Annotated in this window: 30 protein-coding genes; 14 read left to right on the forward strand and 16 right to left on the reverse strand. The window is 62.0% G+C overall.

The genetic code is table 11. The annotated features are described in order from the left end of the window. Positions 1-69 precede the first annotated feature (69 nt). The 7 genes from BLU15_RS07825 (at position 70) to BLU15_RS07855 (ending at position 7,404) form a co-directional block, all read left to right on the forward strand. Positions 70-3,048, forward strand: coding sequence for an ATP-binding protein (locus tag BLU15_RS07825; RefSeq protein ID WP_090294907.1), 2,979 nt, complete (start codon positions 70-72; stop codon positions 3,046-3,048). Between the two features lie 6 nt (positions 3,049-3,054). Beyond that, positions 3,055-4,221: a YcaO-like family protein gene (locus BLU15_RS07830; RefSeq protein WP_090294908.1), complete on the forward strand. Its 1,167-nt coding sequence runs from the start codon at positions 3,055-3,057 to the stop codon at positions 4,219-4,221. After that, on the forward strand, positions 4,211-4,969 hold the full coding sequence (locus BLU15_RS07835; protein ID WP_090294910.1) for a TfuA-like protein: 759 nt from the start codon (positions 4,211-4,213) through the stop codon (positions 4,967-4,969). Before BLU15_RS07830 ends, BLU15_RS07835 begins: the two co-directional genes overlap by 11 nt. A 62-nt stretch (positions 4,970-5,031) precedes the next feature. After that, positions 5,032-6,243, forward strand: coding sequence for a gluzincin family metallopeptidase (locus BLU15_RS07840; RefSeq protein WP_090294911.1), 1,212 nt, complete (start codon positions 5,032-5,034; stop codon positions 6,241-6,243). Positions 6,244-6,259: 16 nt separating this feature from the next. After that, entirely contained in the window at positions 6,260-6,766 is a 507-nt protein-coding gene (locus tag BLU15_RS07845; RefSeq protein WP_090294913.1) for a hypothetical protein, read from the forward strand. Positions 6,767-6,801: 35 nt separating this feature from the next. After that, positions 6,802-7,071, forward strand: a complete 270-nt coding sequence (locus tag BLU15_RS07850; RefSeq protein ID WP_060601971.1) for a hypothetical protein — start codon at positions 6,802-6,804, stop codon at positions 7,069-7,071. Positions 7,072-7,155: 84 nt separating this feature from the next. Further along, entirely contained in the window at positions 7,156-7,404 is a 249-nt protein-coding gene (locus BLU15_RS07855; RefSeq protein ID WP_090294915.1) for a hypothetical protein, read from the forward strand. Positions 7,405-7,435: 31 nt separating this feature from the next. Here BLU15_RS07855 and BLU15_RS07860 read toward each other — a convergent pair whose 3' ends face one another. Next, entirely contained in the window at positions 7,436-8,608 is a 1,173-nt protein-coding gene (locus BLU15_RS07860; protein ID WP_244546718.1) for a fumarylacetoacetate hydrolase family protein, read from the reverse strand. A gap of 228 nt (positions 8,609-8,836) precedes the next feature. Between BLU15_RS07860 and BLU15_RS07865 the strand changes: the two genes are divergently transcribed. Continuing rightward, positions 8,837-9,253, forward strand: a complete 417-nt coding sequence (locus tag BLU15_RS07865; protein ID WP_210336665.1) for a hypothetical protein — start codon at positions 8,837-8,839, stop codon at positions 9,251-9,253. 127 nt (positions 9,254-9,380) lie between these two features. Here the strand turns inward: BLU15_RS07865 and BLU15_RS07870 are convergent, their stop codons facing one another. Further along, positions 9,381-9,998, reverse strand: coding sequence for a TetR/AcrR family transcriptional regulator (locus BLU15_RS07870; protein WP_090294918.1), 618 nt, complete (start codon positions 9,996-9,998; stop codon positions 9,381-9,383). A 105-nt stretch (positions 9,999-10,103) separates the two neighbouring features. On the opposite strand from BLU15_RS07870, the gene BLU15_RS07875 reads away from it, so the two are divergent. Then, positions 10,104-10,844 (forward strand): 3-oxoacyl-ACP reductase family protein, encoded by a 741-nt coding sequence (locus tag BLU15_RS07875; protein WP_090294919.1) that lies wholly within the window; start codon positions 10,104-10,106, stop codon positions 10,842-10,844. Positions 10,845-10,918: 74 nt separating this feature from the next. Here the strand turns inward: BLU15_RS07875 and BLU15_RS07880 are convergent, their stop codons facing one another. The 3 genes from BLU15_RS07880 to BLU15_RS07890 form a co-directional block, all read right to left on the reverse strand. Continuing rightward, positions 10,919-12,172 carry an NAD(P)/FAD-dependent oxidoreductase gene (locus tag BLU15_RS07880; RefSeq protein WP_090294921.1) on the reverse strand — a complete coding sequence of 418 codons (1,254 nt, stop codon included), beginning with the start codon at positions 12,170-12,172 and terminating at the stop codon, positions 10,919-10,921. Positions 12,173-12,236: 64 nt separating this feature from the next. Then, a complete protein-coding gene (locus BLU15_RS07885; protein WP_090294923.1) occupies positions 12,237-12,740 on the reverse strand; it encodes a TIGR00645 family protein in 504 nt (167 codons plus the stop codon). A 155-nt stretch (positions 12,741-12,895) separates the two neighbouring features. Then, a complete protein-coding gene (locus BLU15_RS07890; RefSeq protein ID WP_034800864.1) occupies positions 12,896-13,060 on the reverse strand; it encodes a DUF1328 domain-containing protein in 165 nt (54 codons plus the stop codon). Positions 13,061-13,284: 224 nt separating this feature from the next. On the opposite strand from BLU15_RS07890, the gene BLU15_RS07895 reads away from it, so the two are divergent. Continuing rightward, entirely contained in the window at positions 13,285-13,494 is a 210-nt protein-coding gene (locus BLU15_RS07895) for a hypothetical protein (protein ID WP_090295124.1), read from the forward strand. Positions 13,495-13,585: 91 nt separating this feature from the next. On the opposite strand, the gene BLU15_RS07900 is transcribed toward BLU15_RS07895, so the two are convergent. Together BLU15_RS07900 and BLU15_RS07905 are read right to left on the reverse strand one after the other, a co-directional pair. Continuing rightward, a complete protein-coding gene (locus BLU15_RS07900) occupies positions 13,586-13,783 on the reverse strand; it encodes a CsbD family protein (protein ID WP_090294925.1) in 198 nt (65 codons plus the stop codon). Positions 13,784-13,844: 61 nt separating this feature from the next. Continuing rightward, positions 13,845-14,168, reverse strand: coding sequence for a hypothetical protein (locus BLU15_RS07905; protein WP_034800858.1), 324 nt, complete (start codon positions 14,166-14,168; stop codon positions 13,845-13,847). Between the two features lie 491 nt (positions 14,169-14,659). Between BLU15_RS07905 and BLU15_RS07910 the strand changes: the two genes are divergently transcribed. After that, positions 14,660-14,908, forward strand: a complete 249-nt coding sequence (locus BLU15_RS07910; RefSeq protein ID WP_034800856.1) for a glycine zipper domain-containing protein — start codon at positions 14,660-14,662, stop codon at positions 14,906-14,908. 46 nt (positions 14,909-14,954) lie between these two features. Here the strand turns inward: BLU15_RS07910 and BLU15_RS07915 are convergent, their stop codons facing one another. Further along, the gene (locus BLU15_RS07915; RefSeq protein WP_060584014.1) at positions 14,955-15,173 is read right to left on the reverse strand and encodes a NepR family anti-sigma factor; all 219 of its coding nucleotides are present in this window, start codon (positions 15,171-15,173) and stop codon (positions 14,955-14,957) included. A gap of 188 nt (positions 15,174-15,361) precedes the next feature. On the opposite strand from BLU15_RS07915, the gene BLU15_RS07920 reads away from it, so the two are divergent. Beyond that, complete coding sequence (locus BLU15_RS07920; RefSeq protein WP_034800852.1) at positions 15,362-16,159, forward strand: response regulator; 798 nt, start codon at positions 15,362-15,364, stop codon at positions 16,157-16,159. An 18-nt stretch (positions 16,160-16,177) separates the two neighbouring features. On the opposite strand, the gene BLU15_RS07925 is transcribed toward BLU15_RS07920, so the two are convergent. The 8 genes from BLU15_RS07925 to BLU15_RS07960 all read right to left on the reverse strand — a co-directional run bounded on the left by BLU15_RS07925 (position 16,178) and on the right by BLU15_RS07960 (position 23,717). Then, positions 16,178-17,308, reverse strand: a complete 1,131-nt coding sequence (locus BLU15_RS07925; protein WP_370689547.1) for an AI-2E family transporter — start codon at positions 17,306-17,308, stop codon at positions 16,178-16,180. A gap of 137 nt (positions 17,309-17,445) precedes the next feature. Continuing rightward, entirely contained in the window at positions 17,446-17,616 is a 171-nt protein-coding gene (locus tag BLU15_RS39475) for a hypothetical protein (RefSeq protein ID WP_089044705.1), read from the reverse strand. 177 nt (positions 17,617-17,793) lie between these two features. Further along, positions 17,794-18,141 carry a RidA family protein gene (locus BLU15_RS07935; protein ID WP_060516475.1) on the reverse strand — a complete coding sequence of 116 codons (348 nt, stop codon included), beginning with the start codon at positions 18,139-18,141 and terminating at the stop codon, positions 17,794-17,796. A gap of 180 nt (positions 18,142-18,321) precedes the next feature. Beyond that, positions 18,322-19,152, reverse strand: coding sequence for an ABC transporter ATP-binding protein (locus BLU15_RS07940; RefSeq protein ID WP_034800847.1), 831 nt, complete (start codon positions 19,150-19,152; stop codon positions 18,322-18,324). Then, positions 19,149-19,991, reverse strand: coding sequence for an ABC transporter ATP-binding protein (locus tag BLU15_RS07945; protein ID WP_090294927.1), 843 nt, complete (start codon positions 19,989-19,991; stop codon positions 19,149-19,151). The genes BLU15_RS07940 and BLU15_RS07945 overlap by 4 nt, the downstream gene beginning before the upstream one ends. A gap of 2 nt (positions 19,992-19,993) precedes the next feature. Then, a complete protein-coding gene (locus BLU15_RS07950; protein ID WP_034800846.1) occupies positions 19,994-20,902 on the reverse strand; it encodes an ABC transporter permease subunit in 909 nt (302 codons plus the stop codon). Between the two features lie 10 nt (positions 20,903-20,912). Then, on the reverse strand, positions 20,913-21,917 hold the full coding sequence (locus BLU15_RS07955; protein ID WP_034800844.1) for an ABC transporter permease subunit: 1,005 nt from the start codon (positions 21,915-21,917) through the stop codon (positions 20,913-20,915). A gap of 204 nt (positions 21,918-22,121) precedes the next feature. Further along, positions 22,122-23,717, reverse strand: coding sequence for an ABC transporter substrate-binding protein (locus BLU15_RS07960; RefSeq protein ID WP_034800843.1), 1,596 nt, complete (start codon positions 23,715-23,717; stop codon positions 22,122-22,124). A 647-nt stretch (positions 23,718-24,364) separates the two neighbouring features. Between BLU15_RS07960 and BLU15_RS07965 the strand changes: the two genes are divergently transcribed. Beyond that, positions 24,365-25,078 (forward strand): helix-turn-helix transcriptional regulator, encoded by a 714-nt coding sequence (locus BLU15_RS07965; protein ID WP_051659566.1) that lies wholly within the window; start codon positions 24,365-24,367, stop codon positions 25,076-25,078. Between the two features lie 10 nt (positions 25,079-25,088). Further along, positions 25,089-25,544, forward strand: a complete 456-nt coding sequence (locus tag BLU15_RS07970) for a response regulator (RefSeq protein WP_090294929.1) — start codon at positions 25,089-25,091, stop codon at positions 25,542-25,544. Positions 25,545-25,602: the final 58 nt, after the last annotated feature.

Below are 25,602 nucleotides of genomic sequence, written 5' to 3' on the forward strand. Positions count from 1 at the left end.
GTCGCTTGCCTATGCGTGGCAAATGGAGTGGGATGTGGTCAACTCGGCTGACGTTGGGCGATGGCGAGAATGAAGGGGTCCGATTCGCAAATTCAGCTCGGCGGCGAAAGGCGCCAGGTGACGGCGGTTTTCTACGATATCGTCGGTTCGACCGAGCTGTTGCTCAGCAACGACCCGGAGAAATACCTCCGCTCCATCGCCAGTCTCCACAACAGTTCGGAAGACATCATTCGCCGCCATGGGGGCAATCTTAGCCGGCGGCTTGGCGACGGCGGATGCGGCTACTTCGGCTATCCGGCGCAGGTCGAGGACGCAGCCGAAATGGCCGTCCAGGCGGCTCTGGAGCTCATTGAGATGGCGACCCGGCAAAGCCACCGCCCGCGCACGGTACCCTTCAAGTTGCGCGTCGGCGTCGCAACCAGCGTCGTCGTCCTCTCCTCCGACGGCAAGGATATTGTCGGCACCGCACCGATACTGGCGGCGCGGCTTCAGGCGGAAGCGCAGCCTGATACGGTCCTTGTTGCCGAGGCAACCTACCAGCTCACTCGAAACAGGTTCGACTATACTTTCTTGCGCGACGCCGCTCTCAAGGGCTTCTCTGAACCGTCGGCGCTGTGGCAGCCTCTTGCCAGAAGCCCCGGATCTCTCCGCGACCGGTCGAACCCGGCGCGCGGCGCGCCGATGGGCGGGCGCGAGAAAGAACTGGCGCGGCTCACAATCGAGTGGAACGCCGCAAGCAGCGGCGCCGGCAGATCGGTCGCCGTCACCGGGGAAGCCGGTATCGGCAAGTCCCGGCTCGTCGCCGAACTGCGCCGCTCGCTCGGGCGCGAAAACGATGCCGATATTCTTCTGCAATGCGATGCACGGATGACCGGCGAGCCCATGCAGCCGCTGATCGGCTTTCTGGAAGCAAGCGTGGGAAAGGATGTCCTGCAGCGCGGCAACGCACCGCAACTGCGGGAGGCCCTGCACGGCATAGGGCTTCCCGTCGATGAGCGCGCGGCGCGCGCGATCGCCACGTTTACCGGCGGCGATTCGCGACGCAAGGCCGGCAATATCCAGGTTGCCGATCTCTCCGGCGAGGCGTTCCGAAAGGATGTCATCCGGGCGGCCGTGCAGATCCTGTGCGCCGGCGAGGCGGCCAAGCTCATCGTGATCGAGGACGTGCACTGGGCCGACAGCATGACCCTGACGATGCTCGAGCACCTGGTGAGCCACGCTCGCCATCGTCCGGTTCTCGTGGTCCAGACCTCGCGTGGACCGACGGCGGTTGCAGCCGCCGAAAGCCTGCCCCTCCAAGGCCTCGGAACCGCGGCGATGAAGAGCCTAGTCGCCTCCGTATGGGGCGGCGCGCCACCCGCAGGCCTAGTGTCCTTCATTCTGCAGCAATGCGACGGACTGCCGCTTTATGCCAAGGAGCTCGCGCTTCTGCTTCGCAGCCGGCATTCCGTCGCGCCTGCCGCCGCCAGCTGGACGAAGCTGCTCGTCGAAGAAGGCGTTTCGTCGCTGAACGATCTCCTAGCCGTCAAGCTTGCGAAGGTTGGAAGCGCCCGCCGCGTTGCCCAACTGGCAAGCGTCATCGGCAGGGAGTTCAGCGTCAGCCTGCTCAATCGGCTGCTCGATGGCGCAGCTGCAGCCTCGCTCGAAGCGGACCTTGCCGCACTCGTCGCGCATGGCGTGATCGAACAAGGCGCCACATCCAACGACGCCTTCCAGTTCCGCCACGTGCTGCAGCACGAGGCGACCTATGGCAGCCTGCTTCGCACCGACCGCCGCAGGTTCCACAAACGCATCGCCCAATTGCTAAGCGAGGAGGACGTGCCGAGCGTGCCGCCAGCCGTGGCCGCCTGGCAATGCGCCGAAGCTGGCCTCCATCTCCAGGCGGCGCAATTTGCAATGAAGGCGGCGGAGGCGTGCGTCCTGCGATCGGCGATGCGCGAGGCCCGCCAGTCGCTCAATCTTTGCGCCCGCGAGATCGCGGCGATGCGGCGGCACGTGGATCGCCGTCAGTTCCTGCTGGACCTGCTGCAGCTTCAGGGCGTCGTGGCGACGGCGCTCGAGGGCGAAGGGTCGCAACTGGCCCGCCGGACCTACGCGCGCGCCATTTCACTGCTCAAACGCGACGGCTCTGCCAACCGCGAAGAGCGCCTGCCGCTCTATTGGGGCTGGTGGTTCACCGCTCCGAACATTTCTCTGCAACAATCGCGGGCGCGCGTGCTGGTGAGCGACATGGAGGGCGCCCGGGATCCCGAAACGCGGCTTCAGGCTTATCATTGCGGCTGGGCGACGAGCTTCCATGCAGGCCATCACGACTACTGCCTGGACTGCGTCGGCAAGGGCATCGCCCTATATGACGCGGAACGGGCGCTTCGCAATCGCGCCTTCTACGGCGGCCACGACGCCAAGGTCTGCGGCCTTGGTGAAAGTGCCTTGTCCTACCTTCTGACGGACGCGCACGAACCGAGCGAGGCGGCCATCCGGCAATGCCTAGAGTGGGCCGACAGGACGGAGCATGTCGGCAGCATGGTGCATGCGCTCTACTACGGAATCGTGTTGCGTCGCTGCCAGCAGCGATATGAAGACGTGCACAGCCTCGGCGAACGCATGCTGGCGCTCGCCGACGAAAATGGCCTGGTGGCGAGCCAGGCGCGCGCCAATATGTATTGCGGCTGGGCGGAAGCCATGGCCTCGTCACCGGAGCGGGGCGCTGCGCGCTTCGAGGAAGGGCTGCGCCTCCAGAAGCTCACGGGGACCGACGACAATCTGTCGATCCACAGCGACATGCACTCCGAGATCCTGGAACGCATGGGAGATCCCGGAGCGGCGGTCGTCCCGATCGAGAACGCCATCGCGCTTGGCCGCAAGAGCGGCCAATGGTTCTGGCTTGCGGAGCTCTACCGGCGAAGGGCGCATCTGCGGCTGGCGCTCGGCGACGCTCCTGCGCGGGCACGGCGCGACCTGCGATATGCCTTGCAATCGGCCGAGACGCAGGGCGCCGAATGGCTGGCCAAGCGCGCCGGGCACGATTTGCGACATCACTTCGGCTAGTCGGCGATGGCGAGCGTTCCGATCCAGGACCGATCGCTCGAGGGCGTGCTGAACGCCCCCTCCCCAGCCCCTCCCGACACTTGGCAAACCGTGGAGAAAATTCTCGCCCTCCGACGGGATTTCGGGATCACCCGGCTCGGATCGGTAACCGGGCTCGATCGGATCGGCATACCGGTCGTGCAGGTGGTCCGCCCGGCCTCGCGCTCGGTTTCGGTCAATCAGGGCAAGGGCCTCAACTATGCCCAAGCCGCCATTTCCGGCCTGATGGAATCGCTTGAAGGATGGGCATCGGAGCGCATACCGGCCGAGCGCGTGTGGCGGGCCAGCCTTGCAGACATGAATGCCGGCGGGATGTGGTCGCATCTCCATCCGGCTGCAACGCCGCCGGCCGACAGCAACGATCTCGCCTGGATTTCAGGCTGGGATCTGATCTCCGGCTCTTTCCGGCCCGTGCCGCTGGCGGTGGTCGACACAAATTACGTCATCCCCTCGCCGCATCCGCAATGGCTTCAACGCAACACCACCGGGCTTGCCGCAGGCACGAGCCTGCAGCAGGCACTGATTCACGGCTGCCTTGAGATCCTCGAACGCCACGCGCATCATCTGGCCACCAGGCGGCCGCATTTCTTCGACCGCTACCAGATCGGTGTCGACACCATTGGCGGGGGCAAATCCGGCGAAATCCTTGGCCGGCTGCGCCAGGCGGGGCTGGCTGCGGGCGTATGGGCGTTACCAAGCCCGAGTGGCCTGCCCGCCTATTGGTGTCATGTCATGGAAGACCCGGCGCGGGTTCCGCTGGCCCCCTTGCCGGCGTCTGGCTTCGGCTGCGACATCGATCATGACCGCGCCCTTGCCAAGGCTCTTCTCGAGGCGTGCCAGTCGCGCCTCGGCGCCATCGCCGCGACCCGGGAAGACGTGATTGGCCGCTTCTACGCCCCACCGGAACGAAGCGAACTGATCGCCTGGTTCGAAACCCTGTCGCGCGGCGGTCTGCCTTTTCCCGAAAACGCGTCTGCGCACGGGGGCGAAAACCCGTTACCGGCCATTCTCCAGGCGATGGTCGCCGCTGGTGTCAAAGCGGTTGTCGTCGTGGTCCTGTTCTCGGACGAAGCGGTCCCTCTGCATGTGGTCAGGGTGGTTGCCCCGCCCCTGGAGGTCAGCATTGAAGAGTGAGACGATCGTCTTCCTCGGACCAACGCTGAGTGCCGCCGAGGCGCGAGCACAGCTCGATGCGACCTATCTTCCGCCCGCCGGGCAAGGGGACGTCGTGCGCGCCGTGCTGAAACATCGCCCGGCGGTGATCGCGATCATCGATGGCGAGTTTGCGCAGCGGCCAGCGGTTCGGCACAAGGAGATCCTCTGGGCCTTGGCAAAGGGCGTGTATGTCTTCGGCGCATCCAGCATGGGCGCCGTCCGCGCGGCGGAACTCAGCGACGAAGGAATGATCGGCTATGGCTTCGTCTACCGATGGTATCGGCGCACGAGGCTTGCCGACGACGCTGACGTCGCCGTGGCGATGGCGCCACCCGAACTGGGGTCAAAGGCGCTCACCGAAGCCCTCATTGACATCAGGCTGACACTGAAACAGTCTGAACGGAGGGGCATCATCACACGCGAACTGCGCGTTGCACTCGAACAGGCGGCGCGATCGCTTCACTATTCAGAGCGCAGCTACAGCACCATCCTCGACAGTGTCAGGAATAATAACAACGACCTTGATATTGAGCGATTAAGACGTCATCTCGCAATCGGATTACCGAGACAGAAGAAACTTGACGCGATCGAACTACTAAAATCGATCTCCGCCTTTAAACTTCGGCGCAAAGGCCCGGACAAAAGCAACGCGTTCGAGATGACCGAGGCTTTTGCATACGATCTTCAATACGCTGAGCTGCTCGATGAAATATTCCGAGCGGATTAGTACGAACAAGTTAATCGAATTTTACAATCACAGGTGATATTGAAACCGCGAGGGAGGCCAACATGGATGCCGCCGCTCACACGTCCGACGCCGACCCGGGCAGAGCCGCTTCACCGCGTCTCGGAACGCGCTTTCTTGTCTTTCCGCAACCCCCATACATTCCAGGTTACGAGAAACCCGAGGTGGTCTGGCTCGCCCCTTCGGCAGGCGGAATTACGGCCGGCCCGTCCGACCGGCGCATGTATGTCGCCGATCCGCTCGAAGCCAAGAGGCCCTATGCCTACCCTATCCTGCCGCCCTATGCCGGCGCACTCTGCCCGCCGGTGGAACCGGACGCTGACGGACATTTCGATTACATCACGCCGGACTCGCCTGCCTTTCTGGCGACACACAGCTTTGCCTGCGCACGGCGCGTGCTGGATATCTTCGAGGGCTATGTCGGGCGCGAAATCAGATGGTTCTTCGAACCGACCCTGAGCCGGCTGGAGATCATTCCGCACATTGCCGACTGGGACAACGCACAATCGGGCTTCGGCTTTGTGGAATTCGGGGAAAGCGAACCTGCGAGAGTGACGTCGCGATTCGCGCTCAATTTCGATTCCGTCGCCCATGAGATGGGCCACCTGATCCTTCTCAGCGAACTGGGCCTGCTTGAGGGCGACGGCGCCGGCAGCGAGTTTTTTGCCTATCACGAAGCGGTCGCCGACTTCGCATCGCTGCTCGGCTTGCTGCATTTCGATACAGCCGCGGATCGCATCCTGCGCCGCACCGGCGGCAACCTTTTGATCAACAACGAACTCGATCGCTTCGCCGAGCTCAGCGACGAAAGGCAGATCCGCACCTTCAACAATTCGCTGCGCGCGGGCGACGTCAGCCATGAAGTGCACGATCATTCCAAGCCATTTGCCGGAGGGCTCTTCGACTGCTTGGTCGAGGTCTATCAGACACTGCTCTTCGAGCGAGGACTGTCCGACCTCGATCCTCGCCAGTTCGGCAACCTGCGCCAGCAACTGGCGCCTGAACTCATCGAAGCGACACTGCGTCCGTCAAGGGCGGACTACGAGCTGAAGCACTTTGCCAGCAAGGCTGCCCTAGAAGAGGCACGGGACATCGTCGGCGAGAGCGTCGTTCGCTCCTGGCGGTTTCTGGAACCCGACGACGTCACCTTCGAAGCGGCAGCGGAAGCCTTTTTGACGGCAGCCGATCGGGGGCGTGGTCGAGCCTATGTCGAACAGTTTGAAGATTGCATGCGATGGCGCGAAATTCTTTGGTGAAACGGAGGGAATTGTGATGACCGATGTGAGCGTACCTGCACCTGCCAAATCAGGCCCATACCACGCAGAAGCGATCATACTATACGGCGTGAAACTGAATGCCACAGAAGACTATGGCAGCTTCGATATGAGTCAGGGCTCCAATGCCGAATTGCGAGTTCAGCTATTCAGGGCGGGCGACGCGCAAACCAAACAGAAATACTCAGTTGTGTTGGCCTATGGTTATGCCTTCGAAGGTCATTGCTACAGGTTCGACGCAAATCGTATTTTCATCGTCACAGGCCCCGCAGGCGAGCCAGCTGTTGGCTGCGGCTTTGATGCTTTGCCGGGTGCGAAAGAATCGGATCCCTCCTATCAGATGTGGCGGATACGAGCTTCGACCGATCTACTCGAAGTCGCTGTCAACTTTGACGACGCAAAGACCCTCATTCTAGACGCGAACCTACCCGGCAAAAGATCACCGACCTCGTATGCCATCACGCAATCCATGGCACACCGCAACGGTCGCCTTTCTCGCGACTAGTCGCATTCGCCTTTGCCTGTGAAAGGAGAAGCCCTATGTTTGAAGCGACCGTGGAGTTCACGAAAAACCTAACAAACGTATCAATAAGAGATTACGTCGATGGCGGAAAACCGCTCTGCAAGAAGAAGGATGGTACTGTCATTGAGAACATTTCCGCGTCCGCCAAGACAACAATAATATTTCTTGCGGAGCAGTTCGACGGTACGATGTCAGGATATGTTCACATTACAGGTACTGACGGTAATATACACGTAGAAAAGCATGCAGATGGGATAAGAGAAGGTAATCCCGTCAAATTTCCCTAGGTCAATGCACTTACTGCTGACGCATTAAATGAATCGGCGCATAATCATTGCGATCACGACGAAGGATCAGGCGGAGAAAAGCCGATGCTCGATATCAACAGGAAAGCGGACGCCTCCTATGCGATCGAGTACTTCCAGGAACATCCGGAAGCCGGACTGTGCCAGGAGGGTCGAAGCTGGTGGATTACCCCAAACGCCAACGAGACGGACGGGCAGGTTTTTTCCATGGATATGACGGAGGCCGTGCGGCTCAAGGACGATGCGCGCCTTCGAGCCGTCCCCGACATCGCGCATGCGGGTCGGTCGCTCTGGGTCATGCGGGACATGACGTAGTCGCCGTCGCGAAGACGGAAAGACGTTTGCCCTACAGCAGCCCCCTGCCCGCGAGATTGCGCATCAGAGCCGCGGATCCGAAGGTCCATGGCGCGCACTGCGTCGACAACCTCACCGTATTGGTGAGATGGCCGAGTTCGGCATTGGCGATCGTCACCACGTCGCCGAGCTTGTGGGTGAAGCCCTGGCCGGGCACGTCGCGGTCTTCGACGGGCGCAAAGAGGGTGCCCATGAACAGCATCAGGCCATCAGGATACTGGTGGTGCGGGCCAATCGTCTGAGCGACGAGGTCGAGCGGGTCGCGGCTGATTTCGGCCATCGAACTGCGGCCGGTCAGGCGGTAGCCGTCCTCGCCTTCGACCAGGAGCGTCAGTTCGGCCTTGCGGACATCGTCGATCCCGTAGGTTTCATCGAAGAGGCGGATAAAGGGACCGACGGCGCATGAGGCGTTGTTGTCCTTGGCCTTGCCGAGAAGCAGCGCCGAGCGCCCCTCGATGTCGCGCAGGTTGACGTCGTTGCCGAGGGTGGCACCCCTCACCTGACCGCTCGAGGAAACCGCAAGCACGATCTCCGGCTCCGGATTGTTCCAGCGTGAGGCCGGGTGCAGGCCGACATCGGCGCCCGGGCCGACCGCCGAGAGCGCTTGCGCCTTGGTGAACACCTCCGCATCCGGACCGATGCCGACCTCCAGATACTGCGACCAGATGCCCTCTTCGATGAGGGCTGCCTTGACGCGGGCCGCCTCCGGCGAACCGGGCTTCAGGTTTCGCAGGCTGTCGCCGATGACGGTTGTGACGCGGGCGCGGATCGTTTCGGCGCGCGACGCATCGCCCGCCGCCCGCTCCTCGATGACGCGCTCGATCATCGAGCGCGCGAAGGTGACACCACAGGCCTTCACCGCCTGAAGATCGCAGGGCGCAAGGAGATGCAGGGCGGACGGATCCGCCTTCTGTGCGAGGCAATCCTCGAGCGCGACAAGCCGCTCGCCCTGGGTGGAGCGGATGTGCGCAACGGGATCCGGGTGTTCGAGGAGGTCGCGCATGGTGGGCGCTGCCTTCGAGGTGATGTCGAAGAGCGCGCCGTCACGGATCACAACTACCGACGGGCCGCCGACATCGGCTCGCCAGGCGCGACCGACAAAGGTGCCATTTTGAAATACCGGATCCGCCATGCCGTTCCACCCTCCCGTGAGCGCTACCATCATGCAGCGGAAACCTCCGCTGTAAAGCGGGCGACGACGATCGAACGTCCCTTGGGTTGTAGCGGTCGGAACATTGCAAATTTTCACGCGTTTACGGTTACGGCGCGCCGATCCGAGCGCGCCCCGCCGCTCTGTCTCGCGAGCGCACGAAATCCGGCGCCCACCGCTGCCCCGGGAAGGTTCAGGAGCAGCCGGCCGAGGCCACGAGGAGATCAAGAAAGGATCAACGCAATGAACCAGCACGAAGAGTTCAAGGAAAAGCCGGTCATCGACCCCGTGACGGGGCAGCCGCTGCCCCAACCCACTGCGCGAACGCACCTCAGCGACGTACCTGTCGAGCCCCCCAGACGCAGCAGCTGGCCAATCATCATCATCCTGCTCGCCGGCCTGGTGCTGGCGTTGATCGCCTGGCTGCCGGCGGAACTCAGCCGCGACACCGCCAACACGGCAGCGCCGCCGGCGACCACCGACCAGCCGGCAACCGGAACGACGGGCCAGGCCACACCGCCGGCTGATACGGGCACGGCTCCCGCCGGTGGAACGACGACCCAGCCGGCCCCGGAAGCGACGCCGCAGCAGGGAACACAGGGCGCTAGCCCGAACTCGACCCCTGGCACGACACCCGAAATGACGCAGCCGGCGCCGTAAGCAGGACGGAGCACGCGCAAACCGGTGGGCCGGAGGCTTTTGATCTCCGGCCCTCGCGTCGTCGTTCACCAGAACAAAAATCATGAGGCCGAATGACGGATCGGGTGTGTCCGTTAAACGTCGTTCGTCAGTCCGGCCGGATGTTTGCGGAAATCATCGCGTCCCAGCCGGCTGCGGCGCAGTCGGCGATCGCGGCCAGGGTTTCCCGTGTGGCGCCGTCGCGCGCCTGGATCGACATGCCGTGCTGCAGCGAGGCGACGTAGGCGGCAATCGCGGCGCAGTCGACACCCACAGGCAGTTCGCCTTCCTCGACTGCGCGCTCGAAACGCTGCTCCAGAGCCATCTGCTTCTCCAGCCGACGCACCTTCAGTGCGTCACAGACCTCCGCATCCCCACCCGCCATCTGCGGTGCCGACAGAACCACCATGCAGCCTCTCGGCTCGCCACGCTGTGTAAAATTCTCGGCCGTGCGTCTCAACAGGTCGTGCACCGCCGCCTTTGCGGTCGGAACCGTCTCCAGTTCATCCCAGATGCCGGCACCGTCGGTGCGGCCGTAAAGGTCCACGGCCTCGATGAAGAGCTGCGCCTTGCTGCCGAAGGCAGCGTAGAGGCTCGGCGGGTTCAATCCCATGGCCCGGGTCAGATCCGACAGCGAGGTATTGTCATAGCCCTTGTCCCAGAAGAGCTGCATGGCGCTTGCAAGCGCCTCGTCCCTCGAAAAATTGCGTGGCCGCCCGCGGTTCATCTCGGCTGATCCTTTTTTGTATCGATCAATACATAAATCGCTTGACAGCGGCTGGCAAGTCGCTTCCCCTTATATGTATCGATCACTACAGATTTGGAGAAACCAGTGACGAGTTTGAAAGACAAGGTCGCCCTGGTGACGGGCGGCAGCCGCGGCATCGGTGCAGCGATCGCAAGGCGCCTGGCAAGCGACGGCGCAACGGTGGCGGTGACCTACAGCCAGTCGAAAGAAAAGGCCGAGGCGCTCGTGGCGGAGATCACGGGGGATGGCGGCAGCGCACTGGCGATCCAGGCGGACAACCGCGATCCGGGCGCGGTTGAAGCCGCCGTCAAGACGGTCGCGGAAAAACACGGTCGCATCGATATCCTCGTCAACAATGCCGGCATCTTCGACGCCGGGACGCTGCACGAGGTGACTAAGGAGGATTTTGACCGGACGATCGACGTCAATGTGAAGGCGGTGTTTCTCGCCACGCGCGCCGCGTCGGCGCACATGCCGGATGGCGGGCGCGTCATCACGATCGGCAGCAACCTCGCCGCCCGCGTCCCATGGCCGGGCATGAGCCTTTATGTGCTGAGCAAGAGCGCGCTGATTGGCTTCACCAAAGCGGTGGCGCGCGATCTTGGGCCGAAGGGCATCACCGTCAACATCGTCCATCCTGGCTCGACCGACACGGACATGAACCCGGCCAACGGCGAACATGCCGGCCCGCAGCGCGGACTGATGGCGATCCCGCGTTTCAACGAGGCGAGCGACGTAGCAGGCGTCGTCGCCTGGCTGGCGGGGCCTGACGGCCGCAGCGTAACGGGCGCCGAATTCACCATCGACGGCGGCACCAACGCCTGATCAGGCAAGGAACAAGGCCGGAAACGCAGCGTCCGGCCTTTTCCTACTTCGTGATGCTATGGCTTCGGACCGTGTCAGGCCAGGAAACGCTCCGGCCGGTAGGGCGCGATGTCGATGACCGTCTTTTCGCCGGTCAGGGCTTCCGCCAGCGCCCGACCGGTGACCGGCCCAAGCGTCATGCCGTGATGGGCATGGCCGAAGGCAAACCACAGGCCCTCGTGACGCGGCGCCTTGCCGATAAGCGGCATCATATCCGGCGTGCAGGGACGCGCGCCCATCCAAGGTTCTTCGTCGCGACGTTCGGCAAGCGGGAAGAATTCGCGCGCCACCCGCTCGGCCCGCGTCAGCTGCACCGGCGTTTTGGGCGCATCGCGCCAGGCAAATTCCGCACCCGTCGTCAAACGGATGCCGCGCAGCATCGGCGCCAGGAAGTAGCCCTTTTCGGCATCGAGCACCCAGTTGTTGAGCTGCGCGCCGTCCTGCATGCCGTAGTGCATGTGGTAACCGCGTTTGACCGCAAGCGGGAAATGATAGCCGAGCTTGCGGGTAACCGTATCGGCCCAGGGGCCGAGCGCCACGACGACTTCGCGGGCTTCCAGCGGCCCTTCCGGGGTGGCGACGCGCCAACCGGGACCTTCGAGTACGTGTTCGGTCGTCGCCGCATCGCCGGAAATCAGCCGTCCGCCCAGGGACTGGAAGTAGGCGAGATAGGCCTTGTTGAGGCTGTGCGGATCGCGGATCGACCAGGGATCGCTCCAGCGCAGACCGCCGACGAGATCGGCCTTGATCGACGGCTCCAGCGTCTTCAACTCGCTCGTCGAAAGCTTCTGGTGGTTGACGCCGAAGCCCGCCGAGAGCTTTTCCGCTTCCTTGTACGCGGCGTCGCGTTCCTTCTCGGTGCGGAACACTTTCATCCAGCCGTCCTTGCGGATGAGGTCGCCGGCGCCGGACGCCTCGATCAGATCCTGATGTTCGGTGATCGAATGCTCGATCAGCGGCGCATAGAGCTGGGCGATGCGCCGGTGCTGGGTAAAGCCGGAATGCCACCAGTAGCGGGCGAGGAACGGCACCAGGCCCGGAAGGGCGCGGAAATGGTAATGGGCGTCGATGGTGTTGTTGAGCGCGTAGCGGAAGAGCGCGCCGAAATCATGCGGGAAGCCGTATGGAAAGACGCCTTCGCGCTGGATCAGGCCGGCGTTGCCGTAGGAGGTTTCCTCGCCGGGGCCACGACGATCGAGCAGCACCACCGACTTGCCGCGGCGGGCGAGATGGATGGCGGTGGAAATGCCGACGATGCCGGCGCCCAGAACCACTACGTCAGTCTTCATCTCAGGCTGCCCCGTTGCTCGATCAAGACAAACCGCGGCTTTGCGTGAAGCCGCGGCACCAATATCACTTCTTCTTCAGCGCATTCATGATTTGCTCGAGATAGCCGAGTAGTACGGCCGAGACGACAAAGGCCAGATGTATGATCGTCGCCCACATCAACTGCTCGTTCGAATATTGCTGCGCGTTTAAGAAGATCTGCAGCAGGTGGATCGAGGAAATGGCCACGATCGACGACGCAACCTTGATCTTCAGGCTGCCGGAATCGAGCTTGCCGAGGAAGGAGACCTCCGCATCGCCTTCGTCGAAGCGGCTGACGAAGTTCTCGTAACCGGAAATCATCACCATCACGATCAGGCTGGCCACGAGCGCTGCATCGATCAGGCCGAGCATCGCCAGAATCATCTGCGCATCGTCATAGACGAAGACCATGCTGGCGATCTTCAGCAGCTTGAAGGCGAACGAGATGCCGTAGAGGGCAAGTGCCGCGACCAGGCCAAGGTAGAAGATGACGAGAAGCCAGCGGCTGGACAGGATGATCCGCTCGACGAGCAGTTCCAGCGATTTCATGATGTTCGATACCCCGGGGCGAAAACGACAATTGGGGCATCAATAGCCAAGCGGGCCAGCAAGGGCAAGCAAGACGATTCGGCCACCAAACACATCGAGGGCGGCTGTGACGCCGCCCGTTTCCTGTTTATGCCTAACAACTCAAATAAGGCCGCTCAGCCGCGGCGCACCAGGCCGGCAACGAGCGAAATCACCAGAAAGACCAGGAAAAGGAAGAAGAGGATCTGCGCGATGCCCGCGGACGTGCCGGCAATACCCCCAAACCCAAGTACACCCGCTATGATTGCCACAACGAGGAAGACAAGCGCGTAGTATAACATAGCAATTCTCCTTGCCTAAATCACTGCAATGCAAACGCGATAGCTTTCAATTTGTTCCAGTTCTCGAGCAAAATCGGCGCGCGGAATTCCGTGGCGTCACTCGATATTAATATTCTGTTTACGATGAAAGACGAAAGAGTCCCAAATCGGCACGGTTTGCACCGGAAATGCCCGGAACCTTCGCAATACTCTGACGTTCTTCATCCATGGAACGCAGGGTCGAAATGAAGATGCCGACAGCACATATCTGGAAAACGGCGACCGAAGCCGGACGGGAGCGGACGCATCTCTCCGATAGAAATCTTCACATCGGAAAGACGATGCGCGACCTGTACACGGACGGCGAAGAACAAAGCGCCAAGCTTCAGTCTCTGCTTGAAGAACTTCGCAGGCGAGAGGCCAAGGCAAAGAAGAAATATGCGCGATGCGCATGACAAACAAAAAGCCGCGCGACAGGTGTCGCGCGGCTTTTGTCTTGGCGTCGTTCTTCCGGGGAAGCAAGACTGACTGCTTGCCGCGAACCGCCTAGCGGCGCGACATCCAGTCGTCGATCTGCCGCTCCGCCTCGTCACGTGCAACGCCGTATCGCGCCTGGATCCGCCCGGCGAGTTCTTCCCTGCGGCCATCGATGATATCGAGGTCGTCGTTGGTGAGCTTACCCCACTGCGACTGAGCCTTACCCTTCAACTCGTGCCATTTGCCTTCAACAATGTCCCAGTTCATTTCCGATCCTTTCGGTTGATGCAGTCGCCCTAGCGCAATTGCCCAAGAGCTACCGGTGAAATCAGTTGCGAGCCTTGGCGCCGCTTTCGCTTCGCGCGGCAACGGCATAGCTGCCGTCATCGACCTTGACCTCGACCTGCAGACGGCCAGGCGCCTTCACCTGCCACTCGATGGTCGCGTCTTCTACGAACAGCGCCGGATCGACTTCCGCGCAGGCGCCATAAGCGTGCTTGAAGCTCGTCGATGTCGCCTCGATCGCAGGCGAAAGCAATTCGCGGCATTCGTCTACGGTCTCGAAAGCCACGGTGGGCGCCGGCACTTCGCGGCAGGCCTCTGTCGTCTGCATGCAGCCGACCAGGACCATGATGGCGGCAATGTGTTCCATTCGCATGCTCCCTTGCGTCAAACTCCAACAGCAAACGGAAATGTGCGATCTGCGGTTCCGCGAATGGGCGCGAAATATTTCCTGGAACCTTGGCGTCAGCTGCGCGTTTGAGCGGCCCAGAGACGGTCGGGAGGCGTCATTCGCCCACAGCGTTCAGCGGGCGACCACGGCCCACAACCGGGACGGCCATCGACCGTCGGCCACCCCAACAATGGAACAAAAATGCCCCGGTCTCGTTTTCGCAACGATAACAAGCGCTGCGACCGCGGCCGAGCGACGGAGGATATACTGGCGAGGCAAGGACACACCACAAGCGGCTCGCTCATTGCGAGCGCCGAAAGGTAACATCAAAAGTCGATCAGGACGGCGCGGCATCGGGTACGGGCTATGCCTCATTGTCGTCATTCTGTTCGTCACCAGTCGCGGGCAAATCGATTTCACCGAAAATTGATTCTCAGTTCAACAAAGCAACCCTCGGATAGGAACGCGTCATGAAGAAGATACTTATCGTAGCAAGCCTGATCCTCCCCCTCGCGGCATGCACGCAGACAGAAAAGGGCGCGGCGATCGGCGCAACCGGCGGTGCCATCGTCGGCGGTGCGGCGACGGGCAATGTCAGGGGTGCGGCCGTGGGCGCGGCCATCGGCGGCGTCGCCGGCGCGCTCATCGGCAACGCCAACGAACCGGGCCGCTGCATCTATCGCGACCGCTACGGCCGCCGCTACGAAGCCGCCTGCTGATCGGCGCATCTCATAAAGAAACGGGCAGCCGCCCGTTTCTTCCCCCTCAAAGCGGAACCCCACCCTTCGACGGGACTTTGGCCGCAGCCTCCGCTTCATCGAGTTTTTCAAGAAGATTGAGAAAGAGTTCCGGAACGGGCTCCTGCTCCAGCGACCGATAGAGCGCCTTCAAGCTGGTGCCGATCGAGCCGCCGATTTCGAGCGTTTCGGCAGTGCCTCCGCGCTGTTGGCCTACGCCGCCGTGCTTTCCGGTTTCTTCATCCATGCTGCGTCCCACCACCGCTTAGTCCTTCACGGCTTTTGCTGCCCTTGCGAAATCGCCGGCACACCGTTTCGAACACGTCCCCCATTTGCTCTAAGCCGAAAAACGTGTTCAAAACATCCATCTATTCCGCCCCATACCCCCTATCCTCAGAAATCAAACGAATCGCATTGCACGTAAGGAAGTCGTTGATGTCACTTTCGACCCGGATTGCGCCCCACCTGCCCTTTCTGCGCCGTTACGCGCGGGCCGTCACAGGCTCGCAGGCCGCAGGCGACGGCTATGTGGCCGCCGTTCTCGAAGCCCTGATCGAGGATATCAGCCTCTTTCCGGAAGCCTCGAACGACCGGATCAGCCTCTACAAGCTGTTCTGCTCGCAGTTCGAAAAGATCTCGATCGACCGCAGCGAAAATGCCTCACCGTTCGCATGGGAAAAACAGGCGGCCGCCAATCTCTCGCTGATCGCGCCGGCGCCGCGCCAGGCGTTTCTGCTCGTATCGGTCGAGGGTTTCTCCATCGCCGATGCGGCCGAGGTCATGAACCTCAGCCAGGCCGAGTTTTCGAAGCTGCTGACAGTCGCCTCGGAGGACATTTCGCACCAGGTCGCAACGGACGTCCTGATCATCGAGGACGAGCCGCTGATCGCGCTTGATATCGAGGATATGGTGACCAGCCTCGGCCACCGCGTCACCGGGATCGCCCGCACCCACGGCGAGGCGCTCGATCTCTACCGCAAGACCTCTCCGAAGATGGTTCTGGCCGACATCCAGCTTGCCGATGGCAGCTCGGGCATCGACGCCGTCAACGAGATCCTCACGCAGGCCGCTGTGCCGGTGATCTTCATCACCGCCTTCCCCGAGCGGCTGCTGACCGGCAAGCGGCCGGAGCCAGCCTTTCTCGTGACCAAGCCGTTCAATCCGGACATGGTGAAGGCACTGATCAGCCAGGCGCTGTTCTTCGACGAGCACGCACGCTCTGCCCGGCGCTAGGCCGGGCAACACATCCCCTTATCCGGGCAGCTGACGTTCAGGCGGCTGGTCGCTGATTTCCTCGACGATGGCGAGGACGATGAGAGAGAGCGGCAGCGCCAGCATGGCGCCGACCGCCCCCCACATCCAGGTCCAGAACACGATCGCCAGGAAGATCAAGAACGGGTTCACCTCAAGCTCGTTGCCGAGGATGGCCGGAATGGCAAGGTTTTCCATCGCAAGGTGAACGACGAAGAAGGCCACCGCCGGCGCCAATGCCAGCCACAGCACCTCGTGCGTCATCAGCCCCGCCACCAGCAGGCTCAGCGTCATCGCCGTGACGCCGAGATAGGGAATGAAGCTGGAGACGAAAGCGAACAGGCCCCACAGCGGCGCCATGCCCAGACCCCCGACAAAAGCGATCACCGTCGTAACGAGGCCGAGCGAGAAATAGATGACGCTGGCGATCGAGAAGTATCGCGCCAACGCATCCTCGATGCCGTTCATGATGCGAATGGCGCTAAGCCGCCGCTCACGGCTGGCAAAGGCAAGGATGACCGCCTTGCGCAGTTGCAACCGTCCGAGCAGAAACAGGCCGAGTGCTGCGAGAAAGATCAGTGTCTGCACCAAAGCGGGTGTCAGCCCGGCGGCGGTGGCGGCAAGCATCGGGCCGGCATTCTTCATGACGGTATCGGCAATCGCATCGTTGCCGACGCTGCGCGCGACGGCCAGACGCAGCCACTCGAACCGGTCAATGAACGGCATCACCCGCGCCACCACGCTTTCGGCAAGCTTCGGCGCCTCCGAGGCGAGCGCCGTCAACGGACCCAGGAGGGCATTGACGAGCCACGAGAGGCCGGTGACGAAAATGATCGCCAGCAGCAACCCTCCGAAAATCGGCGGCAGGCCATAACGCGCCAGTCCGTCGGCCGTCCGGCCGAGCACGACGCCGACGACGATTGCGAGCGTGATCGGCAGGAGGATCGTTTCCATGGCGTAGATGCCCGCGCATGCGGCAATGGCGAAGAGGCCGATAATACTCCAGGCGACCATCAGATCGATGCCGTCGCGCCGCGGGGCTGTCGATGGCGCCGCCGTCGCCACAGCAGCCTCTTCCTCGACGATCCACCGCGCACGCTTGCGCTGCTGGGCGGCACCCGCCCGACGCAGCGTATTCGCGATCATGCCTCGCCGTCCTTCAGCCAGGGCCGCGCGCGGTTCGTTCGCGTTTCCGGTCAACAGATCAGGCCGCCCTGCCTTTTGCTCCGGCCCGGCTTGCGGCACATCGCGTGAATGATCTTGCACGGTCAATGGTGTTCCGGCGGGAAGACATGCAGGGTCAGCGACAATAGGCCAAGCCCCAGAATGATGACGAGCAAGGTATGGGCGACACCTGCGGCGGTGTAGGGAAGAAGACCGAAACCGATCATGACGCCCGCCAGGAGAAGGACACAGACACGGGGCAGCCAGTAAAGCATAGACAGTCCTCCCAATCGTGGCGGCCGGTTTTGGCCTGCTTCTTCGGATTGGACACTTAACGTGCCGGTGCGCCGTTTGGTTCCGCGCAAGGGAACTGAAATGGGAACGAAAAACGCCGCCGGACGGCAGTCCGGCGGCGCAGGAATAAGAAGACGGGAAATCCCGTAGCGCAGGCCTTAGGCGGCAGCGGCGACGACGATGACTTCGACGAGGTATTCCGGGGTCGCGAGCTTGGCTTCGCCGGTGGCGCGAGCCGGGGTGTGGCCCTGCGGTGCCCAGGCGTCCCAGACCGAGTTCATCTTCGGGAAGTCTGCCATGTCGGCGAGCCAGATGGTGGCCGAGAGGATGCGGGTCTTGTCGGTGCCGGCGAGCGCCAGAAGACGGTCGACTTCGGCAAGCGCCTGCTTGGTCTGCGTCACGACATCGTCACCGGCGTTGCCGACCTGGCCGGCGAGGTAGACGGTGTTGTTGTAGACCACGGCCTGGCTCATACGGGGGCCGGTTTCGAAACGCTTGATTTCCATGAACGTGTTCCTGAGGTTGGGCCGAACGATCGGTCCGGCCAAAAAGCGGCTGCCCGCCGCCAAGAGGCGAGAAGTGAAGGCGGCGCGACACCTCTACACCATCAAGCCCCCAAGTCAAAGAAGCCGGGCATTGGCTGCCCGGCTTCTCTTGTTTCTTCAGCAAAAATCAGCAGCGGCGGATCAGGCCGCCTGCTTCTTCTTGGCAAGGCGCGCCTTGATGCTCTCGACATCCGCACGCGGCGTCGCTGCAAACAGCGTCTTGGTGTAGCTGTGCTTCGGGTCGGCAAAGACCTCGTCGCGGCTGCCGTATTCGACCGCTTCGCCGAAATACATCACCATGACATCATCAGCGATATAGCGCACGACAGAGAGGTCGTGGCTGATGAAGACGTAGGTGAGCTTCAGTTCGTCCTGAAGGTCGGCGAGCAGGTTCAGCACCTGTGCCTGGACCGACAGGTCGAGCGCCGACACCGGCTCGTCGAGCACCAGCAGCTTCGGGTTCAGCATCAACGCGCGCGCAATGGCGATACGCTGGCGCTGGCCGCCCGAAAACATGTGCGGATAGCGGTTGAAGTGCAGCTCGGTGAGGCCGACCTTCTTCAGCATCGTCATCGCCCGGTCGCGACGTTCGTCGGCCGGCGTGTCGGTGTTGATGACCAGCGGTTCCATCAGGATGTCGCCGATCTTCTGGCGCGGGTTGAGCGAGCCATAGGGGTTCTGGAAGACGATCTGCACCTTGCGGCGCATCTCCGGCGTCATGTCGCCTTTGGAGATATCGATCTTCTTGCCCTCGATCAGCAGTTCGCCGGAGGTCGCCGGGTCGATCAGGGTGAGGATGCGGCCCAGCGTGGACTTGCCGCAGCCGCTTTCGCCAACGATCGCCAGCGTCTTGCCCTGTTCGACGGAAAAGCTCACGCCTTTCAGCGCATGAACCGTCTTTGCCTTTTTGATGAGGCCGCCGGGGATATGGTAGTCGCGCACCAGATTGCGCGCTTCGAGGATCACGCTCATTGGGCCGCTCCTTCGTCGACGAAGAGTTCGGAAATCGTCGGCAGACGATCGCCGGTCGCGTTGTCAGGCAGCGCCGCCAGAAGTGCGCGCGTGTAGTTGCTCTTCGGGTTTTCGAAGAGCGTCAGCACGTCGGCCTCTTCCATCTTGCGGCCCTTGTACTGCACGACCACCCGGTCGGCAGTCTCGGCGACCACGCCCATGTTGTGCGTGATCATGATCAGGCCCATCTTGTGCTCGGCCTGCAGCCTCATCAGGAGGTCCAGGATCTGCTTCTGGATCGTCACGTCGAGCGCGGTGGTCGGCTCGTCGGCGATCAGGAGCTTCGGGTTGCAGGCGATCGCGATCGCGATCATCACGCGCTGGCACTGGCCGCCCGACATCTGGTGCGGATAGTGGCCGAGCCGCTCGGCCGGATCGGGAATGCCGACCGCCTCGAACAGTTCGATTGCGCGCTTGCGGCGACCGGCCTTGTCGAGGCCGATGTGGATGCGCAGCACTTCCTCGATCTGGAAGCCGACGGTGAAGCACGGGTTGAGGCTGGCGATCGGCTCCTGGAAGATCATGGCAATATCCTTGCCGACGATCTTGCGCCGTTCGTTTGCCGACATGCCGAGCAGGTCGCGGCCGTTGAAAGTGAGCTTGTCGGCGGTCACTTTCGCCGTCCAGGGCAGAAGCCCCATGGCGGCCAGCATCGACACGGACTTGCCCGAGCCGGACTCGCCAACGATCGCAAGCACTTCGCCTTCATGGACCTTCATCGACACGCCGTTGACGGCGCGGAAGGGACCGGAGGCTGTCTGGAATTCGACGACCAGGTTTTCGATTTCGAGAAGCGCCATGATCAGGACCTCTTCAGCTTGGGATCGAGCGCATCGCGCAGGCCGTCACCCATAAGGTTGATCGCCAGCACCGTGATCAGGATCGCGATACCCGGAAGGGTCACCACCCACCAGTGGCTGCTGATGAACTCGCGGGCTTCGGCGAGCATCGTGCCCCATTCCGGTGTCGGAGGCTGTGCGCCCATGCCGAGGAAGCCGAGGGCCGCAGCGTCAAGGATCGCGCTCGAGAAGGAGAGCGTCGCCTGGACGATCAGCGGCGCCATGCAGTTCGGCAGGATCGTCTTGAACATCAGACGGCCATGACCAGCGCCGGCCACCTTGGCGGCAACGACATAGTCACGGGTCTTTTCGCTCATGACGGCAGCACGCGTCAGGCGCACGAAGTGCGGCTGGAAGACGAGCGCGATTGCGATCATGGCGTTGACGAGGCCCGGGCCGAGGACAGCGACCAGCACGAGGGCGAGCAGCAGCGACGGGAAGGCGAGGATGATGTCCATCACGCGCATGATGACGGTATCGACCCAACCACGGAAGTAGCCGGCGATGACGCCAAGCGCGATACCGCCGACGAGCGACAGGGTCGTGACGATGACACCGACGAACAGCGAGAAGCGCGTGCCGTAGATCAGCCGGGACAGCATGTCGCGGCCGACGGCGTCGGTGCCGAGCAGGAAGCCGGCGCGGCCGCCCTCCTGCCATACCGGCGGTACCAACACCGCATCGCGGTACTGTGCCACCGGATCGTGCGGTGCGACCCACGGTGCGAAGACCGCGAGCAGAACGAGGAACACGAAGAACACGAGACCGATCACGGCGCCGCGGTTCTCGGAGAAGTAATACCAGAACTCGGCCAATCGCGCCCGGCGGGACGGATCGGTCGAAACGGTGCTTGTTGCAGCAGCTTGAGACATGACGCCCTCCTTAGTGCCGGATGCGCGGATTGATGAGACCGTAGAGCAGGTCGACGATGAGGTTGACCAGCATGATCACCGCGGCGATGACGAGCAGGCCGCCCTGGATGACGGCGTAGTCGCGACGCGACACCGAATCCACCATCCACTTGCCGATGCCCGGCCAGGAGAAGATCGTTTCCGTCAGGATCGCACCGGCGAGCATGACGCCCACCTGCAGGCCGATGGTGGTGACCACCGGGATCATCGCATTGCGCAGCGCATGGACGCCGACGACCCGGAAGGTCGAAAGGCCCTTGGCCCGTGCCGTGCGCACGTAGTCTTCGGAGAGAACTTCAAGCATCGCCGAGCGCGTCTGGCGCGCGATGACCGCAAGCGGAATGGTTCCAAGCACGATCGTCGGCAGGATCAGGTGGCTGACGGCCGACTTGAACGCGCCGGCCTGACCGGACAGGAGCGAGTCGATCAGCATGAATCCGGTTACCGGCGGGAAGAAGTACATCAGCGAGATGCGGCCGGAGACCGGCGTCCACTGCAGCATGCCGGAAACGAGCATGATGAGCAGCAGGCCCCACCAGAAGATCGGCATGGAGAAGCCGACGAGTGCCGTCCCCATCATCGCCTGGTCGACGGCCGAGCCGCGCTTGATCGCAGCAATCACGCCGGCCGGAATGCCGAGAATGACCGCAAACAGGATCGCGCAGAGCGAAAGCTCGACGGTTGCCGGGAACAGTTCGAAGAACTGATCGATGACCGGCTTCTTGGTAACGATCGAGGTGCCGAAATCACCCTGGAGCACGCCCCAGAGATAATCGAGGTATTGCACCACGATCGGCCGGTCGAAGCCGAGTGCGTGTGAAATTTCCGCATGTCGCTCCGGCGACATGACGCGCTCGCCCGAAAGCAGCGCAACCGGATCGCCCGGAAGCAGGCGGATGAAGGAGAAGGCGATGATGGAGACGCCGACGAAGGTCGGTATCAGGACAGCCAATCGCCCCAAGAGAAATCGGAACATGTTAAACCCCGCGCCATGTTGCCGCGGCATTGTATCCCGCCGCTGGCACCACCGCATGCTTTCCCACTTAACGGCCAAGCATACAGCAAGTCGAAATGCCACAGCGACCTTTTGCGCTCCAGCCGGAACTCAGGGTCGCTATAGTGGATGCAAAGAGGGGCGCTTGCCCTTGGCAAACGCCCCCTTAAGGATCAGTTAACTAAATTACTCGGTGATGTCCACGCCGTCGAAGGCAAAATCACCAAGTGGGCTCTGAACGAAGCCCTCGACGTTCTTGCGCATCGGCACGACCGAGAGCGAGTGGTCGATCGTCGCCCACGGCGCTTCGCGCTTGAAGACGACCTGCGCCTCTTCGTAGAGCTTGGTGCGCTCTGCGGGGTCAGAGGTTTCCTTCGCCTTCTTCACGAGAGCATCGAATTCCTGGTTGCACCACTGTGCACGGTTGTTGCCGCCGACAGCGTTGCAGCCGAGAAGCGTGTCGAGGAAGTTGTCCGGGTCGCCGTTGTCGCCGGTCCAGCCGAGGATGACGGCACCGTCACGATCCTTGGCCTTGGACTTGTCGAGGTATTCGGCCCATTCGTAGGAGACGATCTCGACCTTGACGCCGATCTTGGCGAAGTCCGACTGCATCAGTTCAGCTGCGCGACGGGCGTTCAGCATGTACGGACGCGAAACCGGCATTGCCCAGAGCTTCATCGACAGGTCCTTGACGCCTGCGTCTTCGAGCATCTTCTTGGCAACTTCGGGCTCGTAGGTGTCGTCTTCGATCTTGTCGTTGTACGACCACATCGTCGGCGGGATCGGGTTGACGGCCGGCTGGGCAGCACCCTGGAAGACGGCATCGACGATCGCCTGCTTGTTGATCGCCTTGTTTAGCGCCTTGCGGACTTCCGGCTTGTCAAACGGAGCCTGCGTGGTGTTGTAGGCGAGGTAGGAGACGTTGAGGCCGGCCTGTTCCATGACCTTCAGGTTCGGGTCTGCCTTCATCTTCGAAACGTCGGCAGCATTCGGGAACGGCATCAGGTGGCATTCGCCAGCCTGGAGCTTCTGGAAGCGAACCGAAGCGTCAGACGTGATCGCGAAGACGAGGTCGTCGATCTTCTGCTTGCCACCCCAATAGTCCGGGTTTGCCTTGTAGCGGATGACGGCATCCTGCTGGTAGGCGACAAAAGCGAACGGACCGGTGCCGAGCGGCATCTGGTTCATCTGCTCCATCTTGCCGTCAGCCTGCAGCTTGTCGGCATATTCCTTCGACAGGATCGAAGCAAACGGCATCGCGATGTTGGCGAGGAACGGCGCTTCCTTGCGCGTCAGGGTGAACTTGACGGTCAGGTCGTCGACCTTCTCAACCGACTTGATGACTTCCGGGAAGCCCATGCCGGCTGCGTATTCCCACGAAGCGCCAGCAATGTACTTGTTCCACGGATTGTCAGCCTTCAGCTGGCGCTCGTAGGAGAACACCACGTCGTCGGCAGTGAAATCACGCGACGGCGTGAAGAATTCGGTGGTCTGGAACTTGACGCCCGGACGCAGCTTGAAGGTGTAGACCAGGCCGTCGTCGGAGATCGTCCAGCTTTCGGCGAGGCCCGGCTCAACTTCGGTCGTGCCCTTCTTGAACTCGAGCAGGCGGTTGTAAACCGTGTGCGCAGCCGCGTCGAAGGTCGTGCCGGCGGTGTACAGGCCCGGGTCAAAACCCTCTGGCGAACCTTCCGAGCAATAAACGAACGTCTTCGACCAGGCGGAGCCGGCCATCAGCGTGGCAAGCGCCGTCGCTGCAAACAGAGTAGTGAGCTTTTTCATGAGCTTTGCTTCCCAGATTTGTTTTTGTTCTCGTGTTTTCCTGACGCGGAATGCCGTTGCCCCCGGTCAAGGCCGGATGGAACGACATTTGGCGTCGCATTGCAATAAGTCGCCGCAGAAATTTGTCTATGCGAAAAATTCGTCCGCAGGTAGAGCCGGGATATTCGTCCACTGTTTTAGAATCGCCTGACAAAACAGTACACCGCGGCACCTAAAATCCACGACGTTCCGGCCACTTCCACAGGGTCTGCAGCCTCCCCCGCCAGCCCCTTGGGCGGCGCGATGCCACACCGGGGAAGCCACCTTGGTTCCGGGTGAATACCCCTACCGAGAATGCCGTGATCGTTGGCCGCACGAACACGCGATTCGGCCTCGACAGGTTTTCGTCAATCCCAAGATACTATGGTAGAAATCCCGAACGGGATTGTGCAATAAAATGTATACAAAACTCGGGGGAGATATTCGACGTGCCCAGACGTCCTTGGGAGGGACCGGCAGCCGCCTTTTACAGCTTTCAGTCGCTCGGTGGGCTTGCCGAGGGACGCGCATGACCCTGCCTGTCGGCAATACCGGCAACGCACTTTGCCGATTGATCGCTGCGGCTCGCGGGATAAACTGCCGCACGACGATAAGGGGATAGCCAGTCCGTGGCGGCTTTGCTGGAAAATCACAGGCGATACGACCTTCGCGACGAGCTAGAGAAGGCGCTCAACCGCGTCGATTTCTTCCGCATTTTTCATACCATGGCATTGCGCTACGGCTTCAGCCATTTCGGCATTCTGCAGCTCGGCAACGAGAACGACGCCTGCATGCTGTCCACCCGCCTAGTATTGCACGACCTACCATCCGGGCTCGCGGAGGAATACGACAAGCGCCATCGCTTTGGCGACTCCGTGTTCTACAAGACGCTGCACCGCTCGGCGATCTCGTCGGTATGGCGGGCGGACGACCCCGGCTGCGACGCCAGCCAGAACCTGCTGGTGCAGCTCGGTTTCGAACTGCTCGTCAGCGTACCGGTGCACGCAGCTTCCACCGGCGCGCGCTATGCCGTGCTCTTTCTCGGAGACGGGGAGGATATCGGCCGGGCCGAGCATGTGGCGCTCGCCTATGACGCGATCGCCGCCTTCGACTATTTCTATCGCATCGCGCTTGCCAACAAGGCCGGGATGGGACTGACGCCGCGCGAAACCGAAATCCTCAAGTGGATCTCGCATGGCAAGACGGCAAGCGAGATTGCGCTCATCGTTTCGGTGTCGGAGCACACGGTGAACTCACACACCGCAACGATCCTGAAGAAACTCGACGTCGTCAATCGCACCCAGATGGTGGCGAAGGCAATCCGAGAGCAGATCATCCAGTAGCAGCCGATGCGTGGCCGCGTTTCGCACCGCCACGCCCAACGAACGGGACGCCCGCCATCAGCAAGGGTATTCGGTCATGACGCGAAAAGCACACATCCTGCTCGTTGACGACGACCCGGCAGAAAACCTGATCCTGCGCGCGCTCATCCGCAAGGTGAGCAGCATCGACATCGAGCTGCACTACTGCCAGACGATCGACGATGCGCTTGCATTCCTGCGCTCGGGCAAACCCATATCGATGATCCTGCTCGACAACCGTCTGCGGCCGCAGCTCGATTTCCGCGAGACGGTCCCGGCCCTCCGGCATCAGGGCTATATCGGCCCGATCGGGGTAATCTCAGCATCGCTCGCCGATGCCTATTTTCAGAATCTGGAGGAGTACGGCGCCGATTTCCGCATCGACAAGGCTGAAATCGACCCCACTGCGATCGACTTCATATTGCGGGAATATCTACCGCAAGAGTAACACCCGGCGGCACTTCAGCCGCCAGGTCATGCCGCACCATTTGCGCGGGCGTTGCTCG

It is taken from the genome of Ensifer sp. YR511 (assembly GCF_900103045.1).
GTDB classification, from domain to species: Bacteria; Pseudomonadota; Alphaproteobacteria; order Rhizobiales; family Rhizobiaceae; genus Ensifer; species Ensifer adhaerens.

Excerpts from the sequence above, each read along its gene's own strand:
- BLU15_RS07905 (WP_034800858.1), bottom strand. The coding sequence starts at position 14,168 with ATGGAACACATTGCCGCCATCATGGTCCTGGTCGGCTGCATGCAGACG.
- BLU15_RS07920 (WP_034800852.1), top strand. The coding sequence starts at position 15,362 with ATGTCACTTTCGACCCGGATTGCGCCCCACCTGCCCTTTCTGCGCCGT.
- BLU15_RS07845 (WP_090294913.1), top strand. The coding sequence starts at position 6,260 with ATGACCGATGTGAGCGTACCTGCACCTGCCAAATCAGGCCCATACCAC.
- BLU15_RS39475 (WP_089044705.1), bottom strand. The coding sequence starts at position 17,616 with ATGCTTTACTGGCTGCCCCGTGTCTGTGTCCTTCTCCTGGCGGGCGTC.
- BLU15_RS07955 (WP_034800844.1), bottom strand. The coding sequence starts at position 21,917 with ATGTTCCGATTTCTCTTGGGGCGATTGGCTGTCCTGATACCGACCTTC.
- BLU15_RS07860 (WP_244546718.1), bottom strand. The coding sequence starts at position 8,608 with ATGATGGTAGCGCTCACGGGAGGGTGGAACGGCATGGCGGATCCGGTA.
- BLU15_RS07870 (WP_090294918.1), bottom strand. The coding sequence starts at position 9,998 with ATGAACCGCGGGCGGCCACGCAATTTTTCGAGGGACGAGGCGCTTGCA.
- BLU15_RS07935 (WP_060516475.1), bottom strand. The coding sequence starts at position 18,141 with ATGGAAATCAAGCGTTTCGAAACCGGCCCCCGTATGAGCCAGGCCGTG.
- BLU15_RS07910 (WP_034800856.1), top strand. The coding sequence starts at position 14,660 with ATGAAGAAGATACTTATCGTAGCAAGCCTGATCCTCCCCCTCGCGGCA.
- BLU15_RS07830 (WP_090294908.1), top strand. The coding sequence starts at position 3,055 with ATGGCGAGCGTTCCGATCCAGGACCGATCGCTCGAGGGCGTGCTGAAC.
- BLU15_RS07950 (WP_034800846.1), bottom strand. The coding sequence starts at position 20,902 with ATGTCTCAAGCTGCTGCAACAAGCACCGTTTCGACCGATCCGTCCCGC.
- BLU15_RS07890 (WP_034800864.1), bottom strand. The coding sequence starts at position 13,060 with ATGTTATACTACGCGCTTGTCTTCCTCGTTGTGGCAATCATAGCGGGT.
- BLU15_RS07880 (WP_090294921.1), bottom strand. The coding sequence starts at position 12,172 with ATGAAGACTGACGTAGTGGTTCTGGGCGCCGGCATCGTCGGCATTTCC.
- BLU15_RS07885 (WP_090294923.1), bottom strand. The coding sequence starts at position 12,740 with ATGAAATCGCTGGAACTGCTCGTCGAGCGGATCATCCTGTCCAGCCGC.
- BLU15_RS07865 (WP_210336665.1), top strand. The coding sequence starts at position 8,837 with ATGAACCAGCACGAAGAGTTCAAGGAAAAGCCGGTCATCGACCCCGTG.
- BLU15_RS07895 (WP_090295124.1), top strand. The coding sequence starts at position 13,285 with ATGAAGATGCCGACAGCACATATCTGGAAAACGGCGACCGAAGCCGGA.
- BLU15_RS07840 (WP_090294911.1), top strand. The coding sequence starts at position 5,032 with ATGGATGCCGCCGCTCACACGTCCGACGCCGACCCGGGCAGAGCCGCT.
- BLU15_RS07900 (WP_090294925.1), bottom strand. The coding sequence starts at position 13,783 with ATGAACTGGGACATTGTTGAAGGCAAATGGCACGAGTTGAAGGGTAAG.
- BLU15_RS07825 (WP_090294907.1), top strand. The coding sequence starts at position 70 with ATGAAGGGGTCCGATTCGCAAATTCAGCTCGGCGGCGAAAGGCGCCAG.
- BLU15_RS07855 (WP_090294915.1), top strand. The coding sequence starts at position 7,156 with ATGCTCGATATCAACAGGAAAGCGGACGCCTCCTATGCGATCGAGTAC.
- BLU15_RS07960 (WP_034800843.1), bottom strand. The coding sequence starts at position 23,717 with ATGAAAAAGCTCACTACTCTGTTTGCAGCGACGGCGCTTGCCACGCTG.
- BLU15_RS07945 (WP_090294927.1), bottom strand. The coding sequence starts at position 19,991 with ATGGCGCTTCTCGAAATCGAAAACCTGGTCGTCGAATTCCAGACAGCC.
- BLU15_RS07940 (WP_034800847.1), bottom strand. The coding sequence starts at position 19,152 with ATGAGCGTGATCCTCGAAGCGCGCAATCTGGTGCGCGACTACCATATC.
- BLU15_RS07850 (WP_060601971.1), top strand. The coding sequence starts at position 6,802 with ATGTTTGAAGCGACCGTGGAGTTCACGAAAAACCTAACAAACGTATCA.
- BLU15_RS07915 (WP_060584014.1), bottom strand. The coding sequence starts at position 15,173 with ATGGATGAAGAAACCGGAAAGCACGGCGGCGTAGGCCAACAGCGCGGA.